Origin of the sequence: Streptomyces lienomycini, assembly GCF_027947595.1 — a bacterium.
GTDB classification, from domain to species: domain Bacteria; phylum Actinomycetota; class Actinomycetes; order Streptomycetales; family Streptomycetaceae; genus Streptomyces; species Streptomyces lienomycini.
This window is the reverse complement of sequence record NZ_CP116257.1, coordinates 3,817,499-3,829,943: the sequence shown is the minus strand read 5'-3', so window position 1 is coordinate 3,829,943 and position 12,445 is coordinate 3,817,499. Positions and strand designations below refer to the sequence as shown.

The window sequence follows — 12,445 nt, the reverse complement described above, 5'->3', positions numbered from 1 at the left end:
TACCACGCAATCTACAGGTGGAAACGGTTATCAATAGCCGTTCACTCCAGTGAGCCCAGAACGGCGAGCAGGTGATCGATCTCCTCCTGTGTGTTGTAGACGTGCAGGCTGACCCGCACGGATCCGTCCCGGTCGTCCGCACCGGCCTGGCAGAGGCTGTCGGCCCGGACCATGAAGCCGTGGCTGTAGAGGATGAAGCCCAGGTCGTCGGAGGGGATGTCGCGGTGCCGGAAGGTGACGATGCCGTGCCGTCGCTGGGCGGCGGGCAGCGCGCTGTCGGCGGCGAGGCCGGCCGGGCAGCCGAGGATCTCGTAGCGGTCCAGGCGGTGCAGCCGGTCGGTCAGGCGCGTGGCCAGCCGGGTGAGATGGCGGTCGATGCGTTCGGGGCCCGCCTCGTCCAGCCAGTCGAGCGCCGCGAGCAGCGACACGACTCCGACGGTGTTGGGGGTGCCCTGCCAGCCCTCGGGTCTCAGTTCCGGTCCACGGGTGTTGCGTGCCCAGACCGCTCCGGTGCCGGGCAGCGCCAGCGCCTTGTGGCCGGAGAAGACGACGAAGTCGACGTCGAGGTCCGGGTCGTCGACGCGGACGGGCAGGTGGCCGACGCTCTGCGCGGCGTCCAGGCAGATCGGCACGTCGGGGCCGACGGCCGCGCGCAGGCGGTGCACGTTCATGTCGCCGCCGTAGACGTGGTGGACGTGGGTCGCCGCGACGAACCGGGTGCGGGGGCCGACCACGTCGGCGAGCGCGCGGTGGTCGTAGTCGCCGGAGGACTCCTGCCGGGGCAGGGCCCGCACCCGTACGCCGACACCGCGTTCGGCGAGCAGGCGTCGGGCCTCGAGCCAGGGTTCCAGGTTGGCCCGGTGGTCGGCGTACGGGACGAGGATCTCGTCGCCGTCGGCGAGATAGGGCACGAGCCAGTCGCGGGCGACGGTGCGCAGGCCCTCGGTGGTGCCGCTGGTGAAGTGGACGGTGGAGCGCCGCGGTCGCCCGTCGCCCAGGAACTCCTTGACGCGTTCACGGGTCCGCTCCACCAGTTCCGTGGTGCGGTTGGCCCAGGGGTAGGTGCCGCGGCCGGCGTTGGCGTTGGAGGTGGTGAGGTAGGTTTCCACGGCTTCGAGGACGGCCCGCGGTTTCTGCGAGGTCGCCGCGCTGTCCAGATACGTCAGGTCCGGGTGCGCGGTGACGATCGGGAACTGCGTCCGCAGCTTCCGCTGCCAGTCGCCGTCCTGGTCGGGTACCCGCTCGGGGCCCGCGTCGTCCGGCATGGTGTTCACTCCCTCACCAGCGGTGCGCCGGCGTCCCGCCAGGCCACGATCCCGCCCGCCAGGCTCCTGACGTCCGGGTGGCCCATGCGGGACAGCAGAGCGGCGTGCCGCAGCGACTTCTCCCCCACCGGGCAGGCCAGCAGGACCGGGGTGCGTTTGCTGAACGGCAGTCCGCCGCGGACCAGTTCCTCGAAGAGTTCGTCGACGATGTTGACCGAGCCCTCGATGTGCAGGGCGGCGTAGGCGTGCGGGCCGCGGAGGTCAACGACCAGGGGACGCGGGTCCCCCTCCGCGATCCAGCGCCGTGCGTCGTCGACGCCGACCACCCGGGCCCGCGCCCTGACCTCGTCGTCGGTGAGGGACGACGCCGACTGCCCGCGCCGCATCTTGCCCAGCAGCTCGGGGCGGCGTTGACGCACGTAGCTCAGATAGCTCTCGGCCCGGTCGCACACGATGAACACGGCGCTCTCGCGGCGGCCGGTGCCCGCCAACTCGGCGTCGACGGACGCCAACTGGTGAACGGCGCCCTGGTAGGCGGCGCCGCCGGTCGGTCCCGACAGCAGTCCGCAGCGGCGGATGAGGGTGACCATGCCGTCGATGGCCTGCTGCGAGGTGACCGGGGCCAGCACGTCGTAGGTCGCGGGATCGAACAGGCCGACCTGGTGCACCTCGTCGATGGTGCGGATGCCGGGGATGAAGTCGGACTTGTCGGCGACCAGGCCGAGCACGCGTACGTCGGCGTCGTGCTCGCGCAGGACGCGGGCGACGCCTGTGGAGGAGCCGGCCGTGCCGACGCAGGCCACGAACCAGTCCGGTGCCCGGCCGTCGAGGTCCTTGACGATCTCGGGCCCCGTCCCGGCCGCGTGCGCCTCGACGTTGCGCGGGTTGAAGTACTGGTCGGTGTGCAGATAGGTGTTGCCGGGCTCGGAGAGTGCCTGGTGGAAGCGGGTGAGCGGGTCGTCCGTGTCGGTGGGGTCGAGACACTCGCTCTGTCCGGGCAGTTCCTCGATCTCCGCGCCGAGGAGCAGGAGCAGTTCCTTGATCTCGGGCACACGCATCCGGTTGGTCACGCTCTTGAACCGCAGCCCGTGCATTCCGGCCAGCAGCGCGAGCGCCTTGGCGGTGTTGCCGCTGGACAGCTCCACGACCGTCCCGTCGCCCCCGGCCGCGCCCTCCAGATGGGGGCGGGCCATGTGCCAGGCCGGCCGGTCCTTGACGGACCCGAACGGGTTGAGCATCTCCAGCTTCGCGTAGAGGTCGATGTGGCGCAGCCCGTGCACGGACGGGTCGATGCGGACCAGCGGCGTGTTGCCGATGGCCTCCGTGATGCTGTCGTACCTCATGACGGCACTCCCTGCGGGTGTGTGAGCGGCCAGTAGTTCTCGTCCGGGCACCAGCGCCAGGGCCCGCCCGCCCCGTCGTCCCGCGTGACCGCGACCGTCCGTGCGGACGGCTGGTGTTGCGCGTGGTGGGCGTGGAAGTCCATGACGTATCCAGCGGTGTTGACGAAGGCCAGCAGGTCTCCCGGCCGGGGCAGGCGGGGGAGGAACACCAGGCGCCGGGTGATCAGGTCGGCCTCCAGGCAGAGGTTCCCGACGAGGTGGACCCCCACCGGGGCGTCGTCCGTCGGTCCGTGCCCGGGGTCGCCGCGCGGCAGCAGGACGGGGTCGACGAGGACCCCGTGCTCCTCCAGGCTCACGTCGCCGGCGTTCATGCCGAGGCGCACCAGGTACCGGTCGGGGGCGTCGCCCGCGGGCCGCACCTCCAGCACCCGCGCCAGCGACAGTCCGCACTGGTCGACGAGGGCGCGGCCGGGTTCGATGAAGAGGTCGTGGAGGTGCTCCAGGAGCAGCGTGGCGGGGGGCCGGCCGAGGACGGGCGCCGAGCGGGAGAGGAGGGCGTCGAGGTAGTCGGGGCCCGCGGTGGGCCGGTGCGCGGGGTAGAGGGCGGCGGTACCGCGCACCGTGCCGGCCTCGTTGCGCAGGCCGTACCCGTGGCCGCGCCAGGTCAGGGGCGGGCGGATGCCGAGGACGGCCTCGCTCAGCGCGGTCGTCCAGCGCTGCCACTCGCCGGCGTCCTCGACGTAGCCGACCCCGAAGCCGCCGCCGATGTCCACCGCGCGCGGTGCGAGGCCCCGGGCGCGGCACTCGTCCATGAGCAGCACACAGCGTTCCAGGGCCCGCCCCTTCTCCTCCAGCCCCGTGGTGTCCAGGTGATAGGCCAGACCGACGAGTTCGACGCTGTCCGCATGTCGTTCCAGCGCCCTCCAGAGCCCGTCCGCCTCGGCGGCCGGCGTGCCGAAGCGGCTGCGGCGCGACAGCAGCCGTGTGCCCGCGCCGCCGGGGCCGGTGTCCGACTCGAATCCGGACAGACGCACCAGCACGTCGGTCCGGGCCAGTCGGTACTTCCGTACGAGACCGGCCAGTTGATCCAGTTCGGTGAGCGAGTCGAGGTTCACCGTGGCACCGACCCGGGCGGCCAGCCACAGGAACTCGGCGTCCTTCGGGCCGGTGGCCATCACCCGGTCTCCGGTGAAGCCGCAGCCCAGCGCGTGCCGCAGTTCCTCCAGGGAGGCCACGTCGACACCGACGGCGGCCGGGTCGCAGGCCGCGAGTCTGCGCACGAGGGCACTGGAACGGTTCGCCTTGTGGGCGAAGTACACCCGCCCGGCGAGATGATGACGCCGGTAGACGGACCGGAAGCGTTCCGCGTTGCCCGCGACGACCTCCGGGAGCAGCACGTTCAGCGGTGATCCGAGTGCGTCGGCCAGGGAGTGCAGGAACGGCGCGTCCTCCAGCAACGAAGCGAGCGGCGGGTCGATCCGCGGCCTCAGGTACAAGGGCGCGTCCTTCACGAAGTACCTCCCGCGTCGGTCGATCATCGCGTCTCCCCTCGATGATCAGTTCGTGATAATCGTTTCCAACTACCTACGCCGTTAAGCCTCCTTCTCCGTGCGGTGGCGCCACGCGGCGCCCTCACCGGTCGAAATCGGCCGTACGCGGCCACGCGCTTCGGACCGGTTGCCCGACTGCCGGCTGTCGGAGGTGCACGACGCTCCCCTCGGCCTGTTCGGTTGGGGTGGCCCGCCCCTGGGGCTGCCGTGGAACTCGGAGTGGCCACTCGGACAGGTGAATGGGGAAGCCGTCGTGCCCCGCGGATGAGCGCCCTGATCACCGGTCCCGCGCGGGCCTCTGCCGGGGATGGCCGAATGAGTGACTGTCGTCCGGTTTACCGGCTGTCAGGGAAGGCACTCCAAGAGTGTTTCTCACCCCCCGCCCAGGAGAGCCCGATGGCCCAAGCCGCCGACTACGTCCTCCAACGCCTGTCCGAGTGGGGCGTCCAGCGGGTGTACGGCTATCCGGGTGACGGACTCAACGGTCTGCTCGGCACCTTCGACCGTGCCGACGGGGACCCGGAGCCCGTCCAGGCCCGGCACGAGGAGATGGCCGCGTTCATGGCCCGCGCGCACGCCACGTTCACCGGCGAGGCGGGCTGCCGCGTCGCCACGTCGGGACCCGGCGCGGTCGGCATCGCCGCCAGGGGTGTACGCCGGAAGCTCACCGAGTACACCGAGTACACCGAGCGTCTGCCCGGGCGCCACTGATGCGGCAGGACGCGACCTCGCTGGAGGCGTGCACGGTCGACGCCGTCGACGTCCACGCCTTCGAGATCCCCACCGACGGCCCGGACGGCAAGGAACAGGACGGCACCCTGGAGTGGGACTCCACGACACTCGTCCTCGTCCGGGTGCACGCCGCCGGCCGCACGGGGCTGGGCTACACCTACGGCGACGTCTCGGTCGCCGCGTTCGTGCGCTCGAAGCTGGCCCCGCTGATCGAGGGTGCGGGCGTCTCCTCACCGGCGGCGCTGTGGCACCGGATGGGCGCGCGGATCCGCAACGCCGGCCGTCCCGGTGTCGGGGCCATGGCCCTGTCCGCCGTCGACGTGGCGCTGTGGGACCTCAAGGCACGGCTCCTGGACCTGCCCCTGGTCCACCTCCTGCCGGCCCAGCACGACCGGGTGCCGGTCTACGGCAGCGGCGGCTTCACCAACTACCCCCTGGACCGCCTCACCGACCAGCTCGCCGGATGGGTCGGACAGGGCATCCCCCGCGTGAAGCTGAAGACCTCGCGGCACCCCGAGCGCGACGCCGAGCGGCTCACCGCCGTACGCGAGGCGATCGGCGCCGCACCGGAACTGTTCACGGACGCCAACGGTGCCCTCGGCCGCAAGGAAGCCCTGTACTGGGCGCACCGGTTCCACGACGAGTGGGACGTGCGCTGGTTCGAGGAGCCCGTCGGCTCCGCGGACCTGGAGGGGCTGCGGATGCTGCGCGAGCGGGGCCCGGCCCGGCTGGAGGTGGCGGCGGGCGAGTACGCCTTCACCGCGCAGGACTTCGCCAACCTCGTCGTGGGCCCCGGCGGGCCGGTCGTCGACTGCCTCCAGGCGGACGTCACCCGCTGCGGCGGCATCACCGGGGTTCTGGAGGTCGCGGGGCTGTCGGCCGTACGGCACCTCGACCTGTCCGCGCACTGCGCCCCCGCGGTCTCCGCCCACGCCTTCTGCGCGGTGCGCCGGCTGCGGCACCTGGAGTACTTCCACGACCACGTGCGCGTCGAGAACCTGCTGTTCGACGGCACCCTGACACCCGACGGCGGCGCCCTGCGCCCGGACACCGGCCGGCCCGGCCTCGGACTCGACGTGAAATGGGCCGACGCGGAGCCCTACCGCGTTCACGGGACGCGGCCATCCTGACCAGGCCGGCAGAGGAGACACCCTGGACGCCGACGGCTTCTCCTGCAAGACCCGGATCGAGGACGCGGGTACCGGCCGCCGAGCGCTGCACCTCGCCGAAGTGATGCGGCTGGCCCGCGAGCCGGGCACCCGTGACTCCGCCGGACGGCCCGAGCGGGACGCCGCGCCCAGGCCGGCCCCGCCGTGGCGGGTACGGGCGCTGCGCCTCTCGGCCGCGGCGGCCCTGGCGGCGGCCGTCACCGCCGTCGGCGTGCGCGCGGTCCGCCGCTGACCTCCCGGGGCGGTCCGCCGGCCGACCGGTGCCGGATCAGGGCCCGTCCGGTGCCGCCAGCGACGTCACCGCGCCGGTGGCCAGGCGGACCGCCTGCCGGGTCACGGCCTCGAAGTCGTCGCCGGACTCCACGGCCGTCGTCGCCGCGTTGACGAAGCCCTGCAGCAGTCGCGCCGTGCGGTGCGGGGCGTCGTCACCGAGGTCGGTGAGCGCGGTGATCAGGGGCTCCAGGATCTGTGCGTGCGCCTCGGCCGCGCCCTCCCGGAGCACCGCCGCGTCCCGGTCCCCGGCGAGCGCCTGCGCGATGCGGTGCTCCCCGTCCCGTACCAGGATCAGCTGCGCCCGTACATAGGCCGCCACCGATTCCTCCGGGGTCCGGGCGGTCGCCATCTCGGAACGGATCCGGGCGGTCCAGCGGGGCGTCGCCTCGCGCACCACCTCCGCCAGCAGTCGGCCACGATCCGTGAAGTACTTGTAGACGCTGTTGCGGGCCAGTCCCGTACGGGCGGCCACCGCGGAGAAGGTGACGGCCGAGGCGTCGCCCTCCTCCAGGAGTTCCCGCGCCGCGGCGACCAGCGCGGCGCGCTGCTGCGCCCGGTGGTCGGCGACGGAGGCTGCACGGATCTTCGGCACGTCGCCAGTGTAGGAGCCGGTCGGCGCCGGGAGGGGACGGCCCCACTCGGGGCCCGGCCCGGGACACCACTCGGCACCCCACTTGGGGACGCCATGTCGCCATCTTCTATGTTGGGGACACAGTGTCCCCAACATTCTCCCTGGGAAGGCTCCTCCCGTGTACTTGGCTCTGCTCGAACTGAAGGCGGCCCGTGGCCGCTTTCTCCTGATGGGTAGCGTCGTGGTCCTCGTCGCCGCGCTCGTCGGCATCGTCAGTGGTTTCACCACCGGACTCGGCGACGACACCATCTCCGCGCTGCGCAGACTCCCCGCCACCCATCTCTCCTTCGCCCGCGGAGCCGACTCCGACCAGTTCGCCCGCAGCCTGGTGGACGGCGCGGAACTGGACGGCTGGCGGGGCCGTGACGGGGTCGAGGCCACTCCGCTGGGCGTCTCCATCGCCCGCGGCACCACGGACCGGAAGGTGGAGGTGGACTTCGCCGCCTTCGGCATCGAACCCGGCTCCTTCCTCGACCCCGCAGCCGCGTCCGGCACCGCGCTGTCGGCCGCCGAACCGTTCGGCGTGGTCGTCTCGCAGCAGCTGGTGAAGGACGGCGTACGCGTCGGCGACACCCTCGCCGTCGACCGGTTCGGCATCGACCTCAAGGTGACCGGCACCACCGAACGGTCCTCGTACGGCCATGTTCCCGTCGCCTACCTGCCCGTCGAGACCTGGCAGCGCATCCGGTTCGCCACCCCCGGCACGCGGGCCGCCGACACCGAACCGCCGCGTCAGTACAGCGCGGTGGCCCTCAAGGCAGGTGCGCAGGCGGACCTCGCCGGGGCGGACCGGGCCCTGGCCACCCGGACGGTCACCGTCGAGGACGCCTACGCCGCCGCGCCCGGCTACACCGGCGAGCGCCTGACCATGACCTCGATCCAGGCGTTCCTGTACGCCATCGCGCCGCTCGTCGTGGGCGCCTTCTTCGCGGTGTGGACCGTGCAGCGCCGCCCCGAGCTGGCACTGCTGCGGGCCATGGGCGCCTCGCGGGCGCGGCTGCTGGGGCACACCCTCGCGCAGGCCGCGATCGTGGTGACGGCGGGGGCGGCGGTCGGCGCCGCGCTGGCCGCGGCACTGGGCGTGGTGGTGGGCTCCGAGGTGCCGTTCAGTCTCCCCTCGGGGTCGCTCGCCGCGACCATGGCGACGGTCGTGCTCGTCGGACTCGCCGGCACCGCCGTCACGCTCCGCAAGGTGACCACCGTAGACCCGATGACCATGCTGGGAGCCGGCCGATGAGCCTCGAACTTCTCGACGTCACCGTGCGGCTGGGCCGCGGGGAGTCCCGCACGACCGCGCTGCGCGAGCTGACCGTGGGCTTCGCGCCGTCCGCCCTGACCGCGCTGGTCGGCCCCTCCGGGTCGGGCAAGTCCACGCTGCTGGCCGTCGCCGGCGCTCTGCTGCGGCCCGACGAGGGCCGGGTCCTGCTCGGCGGCACGGATCTCGCGCGGCTGTCCCCCGCCGAGCAGGCGCGGGTGCGCCGTGAGCGGATCGGCTACGTCTTCCAGAGCGGCAACCTCCTGAGCGGGCTCACCGCGCTCGAACAACTGCTGGCCGCCGCGTCCGTCACCGGCCGCTCCCCGCGTTCGGTGCGCGCGCGGGCCACCGAACTGCTCACCGAGGTCGGGCTGGGGCACCGGTTGCGGCACCGGGCCGACCAGATGTCGGGCGGCGAACGGCAGCGCATCGCCATCGCCCGTGCCCTGCTGCTGGAGCCGGAGGTGCTGCTCGTCGACGAGCCGACGGCCGCGGTCGACCGTGAACGCGCCGCCGACCTCGTGGAGTTGCTCATGTCGACGACGCACCGGCACGGCTGTGTCACCGTGGTCGCCACCCATGACCCGGTGGTGGTGGAGGCGGCCGACCACGTCGTCGACATGGCCCTGCTGCGCGCCGGGTCGGACAGCGCGCGCTGACGCCGGCGGGGCCCGCCGCTCACCTGGGCGGCGGGCCCGCGGCGGTCACGTGTCGGTGACCGGGGCGGCGGACATGCGGACGTTGTCGACGGCCCAGTACCAGTTGTTGCCCGCACGGAAGATCCGGAAGGCAGCCTTCGCCGAGGTGGCACCGGCCGGGACGGGACAGGAGAGGCGGACGAGACGGTTCTCCTGGTGGCGGCCCTGGTTGTCGTTGCCGGAGGCGGCACTGCTGTAGTACAGCAGCCGCACCTTGTCGCCGGAGTCGAACTCGACGGTGACCTCGGCCTCCTGCGGACTCTCCTGCCGGTAGTGGGAGTCGAAGGCCAGGTACAGGGTCGAGGTGCCGGGCGGGAGGGGCACCGCGGGTCCGCTCAGGGTCGAGTCGAAGCTGCCCCGGCCCGAGGGGCCGCCGGTGTCGTCCCAGTCGTCGGGGTCGGCGACGGCGACGACGCCGAGCGCGCGCTCGAAGCCGGGGCGGTTCTGCCCGGCGGGGAACCAGAACTGCTTGGACAGGAACGTCCAGCCCTGCAGTTCCCGTGTGCCCTGGGGCATGTCCGGCGCGTTGTCGACCGTCCAGCCCTCGGGGGCCGTCCTGGTCCAGCCGAGCAGGCCGGGGCGGTCGAGGTCGGCGGCCGGGGCGAGCGCGGGGGCGGTGGACTCGAAGTCCTCCGCGAGGAGGTGACCGGTCATGACGGGGCCCGTCCTGACCGGCAGGGACGCGGCTGCCTTCCGGTCGGCACCGCTGCCGGTCCGCCCGGCGGTGACGGTCGCCCCGAGCGTGGCGGAGACCCGCGCGGCAGTGGCGGGGGCGACGACCTCCCAGGCCAGCTCCACGTCCGAGCGCGCCGGAACGGTCTGCGGTGCCGTGCCCCTGGCCTCGGCCCGCCAGCCCTCCGGGAGGTCGGGCGCGGCGGTCAGACCGGTGAGGGGTGTGCCGCCGGCGTTGGTGACGGTGGCCGTCACGGTGGCCGGTCGTCCCGGCGACAGGACGGCGCCGTCGGTGCCGGGCGAGCTTCCCGGGCCGGACAGCGCGACGCTCAGGACGGGGGCGACCTCGCTGCGCACGCGGGCCTCGGCGAGCCGGAGCAGCCCGTCGCCGCGGGCGTGCGCGGTGACGAGCAGCCGGCCGGCCGTGGCGTCCTCGGCGGGCGTCACCGTGAAGCGCACCTCGGCGGATCCGCCCGCACGGAGGGTCCGGGGGCCGGTGCCGTCGCGTTCGACGGTCCAGCCGGGCGGCGCGGTCAGGGCCGTGTCGAGGCCGTCGAGCCGGTCGTCGCCCCGGTTGCGTACGGTGACGACGACGTCGGTGGGGCTGCCCTGTGCGAACGGGGTGTTCAGGGCGGGCGGAGCCGCGGGCAGGCCGATCGTCGCGGCCAGTACCGGGTCGGTGCCGGTCGCCGGGTCGGTGACGCCCGGCCCGTCGTGGGCGAGGCGGCCGGTCATACGGCGCAGGAACGCCGGGTCGTCCCGGTCGACGACCACGATGTCGTACCAGCCGTGGTCCGCCAGGCCGAGCGGCACCGTGCGGGAGGTGCCGGGCCGGAGGGTGACGGCGCGCACCCCGTCCCCCCGGCCGCGGCCCCGGGAGTGGACCGACTCGCCGACGAGGAGCCTGCGGGTGCGGGAGGACGGGTTGGAGCACACGATCCGCACCTGGCCGGTGTTCCGGTGGCCGGCGAGGTGTGCCTCGGCGCCGACGCCGGTGCCCCGCAGCTGCCACACGGACCAGCCGGGCCCGTGCACCTGGAGGTCGTAGCCGTCGGCGTCGTACGGGACCGTGTGGTCGGCGCTCGCGTGCCCGGGGACCGTCCGGGTCTGCGGAGCGTCGCCGTCACCGGGGTAGGCGGTGAACCATGCGGCGGTGGTGCCCGCGTTGCCGAGCCGGAGGCGGACGCCGGTGCGGGTGACGTCGGCGCTCAGGGACAGCCGGTAGGGAAGGGGGCGGGTCCGGCGGGTGCCGGTCTCCTGCCGGGGGAGCGACTGGTCCGTCGGCGGTACGGGGCTCCAGCGGCCGACCGCGTCCGGCACCGGGCCGGGCTGCTCGACCTCGGGTTGCCGGTGGGCGCGGTGGAAGTCGAAGGCGGAGGTCAGGTCGCCGAAGACACCGCGGCGCCAGGCGCTGATGTTGGGCTCGCGCACGCCGGTCCACTTCTCCAGGAACCGCAGGACCGAGGTGTGGTCGAACGCCTCCGAGCTGACGTGGCCGCCGGCGGTCCAGGGCGACACGATCGTCATGGGGACGCGCGGCCCGGGACCGAGGGGTCTGCCTTCGACCCAGTCGTCGTCGTTTCCGGAGGCGGGCCGTGGCGCGGTCGGGGCGGGCACGTGGTCGAAGTAGCCGTCGTTCTCGTCGAAGTTGATGAACAGCACCGTCTTCGACCAGGTCTCGGGGTCGCTCGCGACGGCGTCCAGGAGGTCGTAGACCAGGTTGGCGCTGCCGACCGGGGTGGAGCTGCTGGGGTGCTCGGACAGTGCCGCCGTCGGAACGATCCAGCTCACCGCCGGGAGCGTGCCGTTGTCGATGTCGGACCGGATGCGCCGGACGAGGGTGTCGGGTGCGGAGCGGTGGGCGCCGCGCAGGAACAGCCGGCGCTCGGCGTCGGTCAGCGCGTCGACCCCCTGCTGGAAGTCGGCCAGCGCGGCCCGGCGCTGCTCGGGGGTGCGGTTCCACAGGCTGTCGTAGAACTGCTCGGTGGTGGTGTACGCGCCGCCGACCCTGGAGAGGATCTTCCGCCCGATCTCCTTCCAGGGCCGGAAGTACTCCACCGCGTTGTCGGTGAAGTTGTCCCACTCCTGGTAGATCTGCCAGGAGACGCCCGCGGCCTCCAGGCGCTCCGGGTACGTCGTCCAGGTGTAGCCGGCGTGGCGGTGGTCGTAGGCGGCGTTGGTGACGGCCCGGCCGGAACCGTCCGGTTCGTAGCCGGTGGTGCCGGTCCACAGGTAGTTGCGGTTGGGGTTCGTCGAGCCGTAGATCGAGCAGAAGTAGGAGTCGCAGATGGTGAAGCGGTCGGCCAGTTCGTACTGGAGGGGGATGTCGCGCCGGTCGTAGTGGGCCATGGTGCTCTGGGTCTTGGCGGCGACCCAGCCGTTCCACCAGCCGTCGGCCCGCGCCTGGACGGCGTCGGGGTAGCCGTGCGGCAGCGAACCCAGGTACTGGATGTCGCTCGCCGGGCGGCCCGCGTCCAGAGCCGCCCGGCGGGCCGAGAAGGGCAGCACCTCGCCGCCGCCGGGCCGCGGCTGCCGGAAGACGTCCGCACCCGGGGGCAGGCGCAGGGGGGTGGGGTCGCCGAAGCCGCGCACCCCCTTGAGGGTGCCGAAGTAGTTGTCGAAGGAGCGGTTCTCCTGCATCAGGACGATCACGTGCTCGACGGCACGCAGGCCGCCGCGCGGCATGGGCGTGGCCATCGCCGCGTGCAACGACGGGGGCAGGAAGGAGAGCGCGGCTCCACCGGCGAGGGTGCCGAGGACCTTGCGGCGGGAAACGTCGGACATGCGGGGGACGTTAGGGCGCACCCACCGCACGGCATAACCCCGGGTGGCGGTTTTTCTCCGGCCGTTCACCGGG

9 protein-coding genes and 1 pseudogene are annotated in these 12,445 nt (G+C 73.2%); 5 read left to right on the top strand and 5 right to left on the bottom strand.

The window, feature by feature from the left end; translation table 11 throughout:
* Window positions 1-41 precede the first annotated feature (41 nt).
* From BJ961_RS17215 to BJ961_RS17205, 3 genes are read right to left on the bottom strand one after another with little or no spacing between them, the layout of a single operon-like run.
* Window positions 42-1,265, bottom strand: a complete 1,224-nt coding sequence (locus tag BJ961_RS17215) for an aminotransferase class V-fold PLP-dependent enzyme (protein ID WP_271413720.1) — start codon at window positions 1,263-1,265, stop codon at window positions 42-44.
* Window positions 1,266-1,270: 5 nt separating this feature from the next.
* The gene (locus BJ961_RS17210; RefSeq protein WP_271413719.1) at window positions 1,271-2,608 is read right to left on the bottom strand and encodes a pyridoxal-phosphate dependent enzyme; all 1,338 of its coding nucleotides are present in this window, start codon (window positions 2,606-2,608) and stop codon (window positions 1,271-1,273) included.
* Window positions 2,605-4,146 (bottom strand): Y4yA family PLP-dependent enzyme, encoded by a 1,542-nt coding sequence (locus BJ961_RS17205; protein ID WP_271413718.1) that lies wholly within the window; start codon window positions 4,144-4,146, stop codon window positions 2,605-2,607. Before BJ961_RS17205 ends, BJ961_RS17210 begins: the two co-directional genes overlap by 4 nt.
* A gap of 408 nt (window positions 4,147-4,554) precedes the next feature.
* Between BJ961_RS17205 and BJ961_RS17200 the strand changes: the two are divergent.
* The 3 genes and pseudogenes from BJ961_RS17200 to BJ961_RS17190 all read left to right on the top strand — a co-directional run.
* Window positions 4,555-4,791, top strand: a pseudogene (locus BJ961_RS17200) (thiamine pyrophosphate-binding protein); the annotation flags it as partial.
* A gap of 77 nt (window positions 4,792-4,868) precedes the next feature.
* Window positions 4,869-6,020 (top strand): enolase C-terminal domain-like protein, encoded by a 1,152-nt coding sequence (locus tag BJ961_RS17195; protein WP_271413717.1) that lies wholly within the window; start codon window positions 4,869-4,871, stop codon window positions 6,018-6,020.
* A 103-nt stretch (window positions 6,021-6,123) separates the two neighbouring features.
* Window positions 6,124-6,291, top strand: coding sequence for a hypothetical protein (locus tag BJ961_RS17190; protein WP_271413716.1), 168 nt, complete (start codon window positions 6,124-6,126; stop codon window positions 6,289-6,291).
* A 36-nt stretch (window positions 6,292-6,327) separates the two neighbouring features.
* Here BJ961_RS17190 and BJ961_RS17185 read toward each other — a convergent pair whose 3' ends face one another.
* Window positions 6,328-6,924, bottom strand: a complete 597-nt coding sequence (locus BJ961_RS17185; RefSeq protein WP_271413715.1) for a TetR/AcrR family transcriptional regulator — start codon at window positions 6,922-6,924, stop codon at window positions 6,328-6,330.
* Window positions 6,925-7,081: 157 nt separating this feature from the next.
* Here BJ961_RS17185 and BJ961_RS17180 point away from each other — a divergent pair, with 157 nt between their 5' ends.
* Together BJ961_RS17180 and BJ961_RS17175 are read left to right on the top strand one after the other, a co-directional pair.
* Window positions 7,082-8,200 (top strand): ABC transporter permease, encoded by a 1,119-nt coding sequence (locus BJ961_RS17180; protein ID WP_271413714.1) that lies wholly within the window; start codon window positions 7,082-7,084, stop codon window positions 8,198-8,200.
* Window positions 8,197-8,877: an ABC transporter ATP-binding protein gene (locus BJ961_RS17175; RefSeq protein WP_271413713.1), complete on the top strand. Its 681-nt coding sequence runs from the start codon at window positions 8,197-8,199 to the stop codon at window positions 8,875-8,877. Before BJ961_RS17180 ends, BJ961_RS17175 begins: the two co-directional genes overlap by 4 nt.
* A 45-nt stretch (window positions 8,878-8,922) precedes the next feature.
* Here the strand turns inward: BJ961_RS17175 and BJ961_RS17170 are convergent, their stop codons facing one another.
* Entirely contained in the window at window positions 8,923-12,372 is a 3,450-nt protein-coding gene (locus tag BJ961_RS17170) for a phosphocholine-specific phospholipase C (RefSeq protein ID WP_271413712.1), read from the bottom strand.
* Window positions 12,373-12,445: the final 73 nt, after the last annotated feature.